The organism is Anaeromyxobacter sp. SG66 (assembly GCF_022690805.1).
GTDB lineage: Bacteria > Myxococcota > Myxococcia > Myxococcales > Anaeromyxobacteraceae > Anaeromyxobacter > Anaeromyxobacter soli.
In genome coordinates this window covers 1-1,496 of sequence record NZ_JALCZC010000224.1, presented here as the reverse complement: position 1 = coordinate 1,496, position 1,496 = coordinate 1, and the positions used below count along the sequence as shown (strand labels likewise).

The 1,496-nt window shown below is 78.0% G+C and carries 2 protein-coding genes and 1 pseudogene; 1 reads left to right on the top strand and 2 read right to left on the bottom strand.

Annotated elements, in window-relative coordinates:
* A pseudogene (locus tag MNZ39_RS25150) lies at nt 1–133 on the bottom strand (RNA methyltransferase); the annotation flags it as partial.
* Nucleotides 134–279: 146 nt separating this feature from the next.
* Between MNZ39_RS25150 and MNZ39_RS24000 the strand changes: the two are divergent.
* The gene (locus MNZ39_RS24000; protein ID WP_242341597.1) at nt 280–1,089 is read left to right on the top strand and encodes a glycosyltransferase family 2 protein; all 810 of its coding nucleotides are present in this window, start codon (nt 280–282) and stop codon (nt 1,087–1,089) included.
* Between the two features lie 17 nt (nt 1,090–1,106).
* On the opposite strand, the gene MNZ39_RS23995 is transcribed toward MNZ39_RS24000, so the two are convergent.
* On the bottom strand, nt 1,107–1,496 hold a 390-nt coding region (locus MNZ39_RS23995; protein WP_374202561.1), incomplete at its 5' end, for a hypothetical protein.

The following is a 1,496-nucleotide window of genomic DNA, read 5'->3' as shown; positions in this document are numbered from 1 at the left end:
CGGCGTCCTCGCCCTCGGCCTCGGCGCCGCCCGGGAGGGCGCGCGCGGCGAGCCCCAGCGCCGCGAGCTCGGCCGCGAGGACGGGCTCGAGGCCGGGCGCGCAGGCGCAGAAGATCCGCTCGGAACGGCTCATGCGCCGCATCCTGACGGCACCCCGGCGCCGCTCGCAAGGACCACGCGCGCCCCGGCGCGCGAGCCGCTCGCCCACGGGGCCGGCGGACCGTCGCGCTTGCGCCGCGGCGGCCCCCCCGGGTAAAGGTCGCCGCCTCGGGAGGCTCCTTGCGGCTCGGCGGCTTCGTCATCCACGGCGACAACGCGGACACCCTCGCGCGCTGCCTCGACTCGGTCGCGGCGGTCGCGGACGAGCTCGTCGCGGTGGACTCCTGCTCGTCGGACGGGTCCGCCGAGCTCGTCCGCGCGCGCGGCATCCGCCACGTGGTCCACCGGTGGGAGGGCTACGGCGCCGCGCGCCAGGTGGCCACGGAGGCCTTGCCCGCCTGCGACTACGTGTTCTTCCTCGACTCGGACGAGTGGCTGGAGCCCGAGGCGATCGCCGCGCTCCGCGCCTGGAAGGCGTCCGCGCCGTCCGCGCCGCACTACTCGCTCGTCCGGCGCGACTGGGCGGAGCTGCCGGGTCACCGCTTCCTCTTCCGCACCGAGCGGCACGTCCGGCTCGTGCGGCGCGACCACGCGCGCTGGGAGCCGAGCATGATCGTCCACGAGGCGCTCCCGCCCGCGGCCACGGTGCGGCTCGAGGCGCACGTCGAGCACCGCTTCGCGACGAGCGTCGAGGCGATGCGCTCGAAGGTCGATCGCTACGCGCTCCTGTGGGCCATCCGCTTCCACGCGGAGGGACGCCGCACGAAGCCGCCTGCGCTCCAGAAGGCGGTCCACGCCGCGAAGGAGACGCTCGTCCACGGCGCGCTGTTCCGCGGGGGCCGCGACGGCGTCCGCCTCGCCGAGGCGGTCGCGCACTACCACGCGCGCAAGTACGCGCTCCTCGACGACGTGCGGCGCGGCGCGCACCCCGAGCTCGTCCGCGCCTTCGCGGAGCGGCGGTTCGCGGACGTGTACCGGCTGCTGCCGTAGCACGTCCGGCGCGCCGTTCAGCGTCGTCCGGCTTCCTCCCCGGGCCCTGCGCCTGCGCCCGGACCCCGCGCCGCCTGCGCGAGGAGCACGCCTCCGGCGAGGAGCGCGGCGGGGACGAGCAACATGGCCCACCAGAGCGAGGTGCGGTGCGAGACCGCGCCGACGACGAGCGCCGCCGGCGCGTCACCGAGGAGCGCGACGAGGAGGAGCGCGCCCGTCGCGGCGCCGCGGCGGTCGGCGGGCAGCGTCCGCGCGAGCGCCTCGCGCAGCGCGGCGAGCGCGACGAGCACGAGCGCGATGGCCGTCACCAGGGCGGCGAGGTACGCCACCGGGCGCCGGGCGAGGAGGGCGCCGAGGGCGAGCGGCGCGGCCGCCAGGGCCGCCCCGGGGCAGAGCCAGCGGGAAGC